The organism is Paenibacillus sp. 01L418 (assembly GCF_056400045.1).
Genome location: NZ_JBFTSN010000672.1, coordinates 1 through 2,130 on the forward strand (window position 1 = coordinate 1; position 2,130 = coordinate 2,130).

Sequence of the window (2,130 nt, forward strand, 5' to 3'; positions counted from 1 at the left end):
GTGTTAAGATGGATGCGTCATTGGAAAACGCTTTCATCTTTTTTTATTTTACAAGGGGGATTATTTATTGAAGCAATTAGTTTTCATTCTGCTTGCTGGCGTTATTCTCTTGACAACATGTTCGTCTGGTGGAACGAAAGGCAGCCTAACAAGCTCGGGAGATGAAAGCACTTCCAATCCGAAAGAGATTACAGTTTGGGCGTGGGACCCGGCGTTTAACATTGCCGCCATGGGTGTAGCAAAAGAAGCATATTCACAAGTTCATTCGGATGTAATGATCAACATCGTGGAAAACGCGCAGGCTGATATCGTTCAAAAGTTGAACACCTTGTTGAATTCAGGTTCTACGAAAGGTTTGCCTAACATCGTATTGATCGAGGATTATCGAGCACAGAGCTTTTTGCAAGCGTATCCGAATTCGTTTTATGAATTGACAGACGCCGTAAAAGTCGAAAATTTCGCTGATTATAAGATTGATCCGACGAGTGTTGATGGCAAGCAATACGGCGTACCATTTGATTCAGGTGTAACCGGAATGTATGTACGGACAGATTATTTGGAGCAAGCGGGCTATAGCTTAGCTGACATGAAAGAAATCGACTGGAAGCAGTATATCGAGATCGGTAAAGCTATAAAAGAGAAGACCGGCAAAAACATGCTCACCCTTGACCCTAACGATCTTGGACTTATTCGCATGATGATGCAATCTGCGGGGCAATGGTATACGGCAGAGGATGGCAAGACTCCGATCATTGCAGACAATGCCGCTTTAAAAGAGGCGATTGAATTGTATAAAGAAATGCTGGATTCCGGCATTGTGAAGGTGATATCGGATTGGAGCCAATTTGTTGGTGCATTCAATCATGGTGAAGTCGCTAGCGTACCTACCGGTAACTGGATTACCCCTTCAATTAAAGCTGAAGCTTCTCAGTCACAAAAATGGGCAGTAGCTCCGCTTCCTAAGCTTGCAGTAACAAAAGGCTCCGTCCATGCATCAAGTCTTGGCGGCAGCTCTTGGTATGTAATGAATGTGGAGGGTAAAGAAGCTGCTGCCGAGTTTCTCGGAAAGACATTTGCTTCCGACGCTGAACTCTATCAGTCTMTAAATACAAAGATTGGAGTCATTGGTACTCTAAAGGCTGCGGCAAGTGGAGAAGCTTACTCTGCGGCAGACGAATATTTTCAAGGCCAAAAAATCGTATCTGATTTTGCAACATGGACTGCTAAGATTCCTACCGTCAACTATGGCACGAACACTTACGCCATTGAGGATATTATCGTTGTTGCATTGCAAGCTTATTTTGGCGGGAAAGATGTAGATACCGTCCTGAAGGATGCGCAGACGCAAGCTGATACTCAAATTCGCTAAATACATTTCAAGCGTTGCTACTCTTGGAAACCGCCCCCGACGAGTCGCTGGAAGCAACGGAGCTTGGACAGCATTTGATCCGGATATTCCAGGATATGTACGATAATGATATCTGTGTTGTGATCAGCGGATTGATGGATGATGTAAAGCAGCTCCACAAACAATTTCACGAGATGTAAACGATGCTGGAAAACAAGTTCTTTTTCGATGAGGGTACGGTGATGCTTGCGAACCGCACGTCATTTGTTACGAGCAGGAGTAAATGATGTGCTAACGGAATTGAAGCAAAACATTCAGCACAATCGATACGATATCGCGCAACTGCATGTCGAGCAACTGTTTGATGCTTTGCAACACAGGGAGCATTTTACGGTTATCTATGTAAAATATGTGTGCACCGAAATTGTCAAAGCTACATTCAATGCTTCTATAACAAAGAATAATGATAGATTCAAGCATAGTTTGGAGGACATCTATAAAACGGTAAAGCTGAGTGATTTGCGTAAAGTAGTACTGAGTATTTTAAAGGCAAACGAGTCTTCCTGCGAAAAGAATTCGGAAGCGACCTCCAAAGCGATCGATGAAGTCGTCCGAATAATCGAGAACGAATACCAGACAGACTTGTCGTTGGAGTTATTGGCGGAGCGGGTTTATTTATCTCCTAGTTATTTGAGCCATTTATTCAAGAAACAGAAAGGGATAAGTCTCAATAAGTTCATGACCTTGCACCGAATGGAAAGGGCAAAGGAACTGCTTATAAC

Annotated in this window: 3 protein-coding genes; all 3 read left to right on the top strand. The window is 43.3% G+C overall.

What is annotated here, in order from left to right:
- Positions 1–67: 67 nt before the first annotated feature.
- Complete coding sequence (locus AC1DSE_RS34430; RefSeq protein ID WP_477529034.1) at positions 68–1,369, top strand: ABC transporter substrate-binding protein; 1,302 nt, start codon at positions 68–70, stop codon at positions 1,367–1,369.
- Positions 1,370–1,392: 23 nt separating this feature from the next.
- Entirely contained in the window at positions 1,393–1,548 is a 156-nt protein-coding gene (locus tag AC1DSE_RS34435) for a hypothetical protein (RefSeq protein ID WP_477509772.1), read from the top strand.
- Positions 1,549–1,636: 88 nt separating this feature from the next.
- Positions 1,637–2,130, top strand: a 494-nt coding sequence (locus tag AC1DSE_RS34440) for an AraC family transcriptional regulator (RefSeq protein ID WP_477529035.1), incomplete at its 3' end; no start/stop codon positions are given.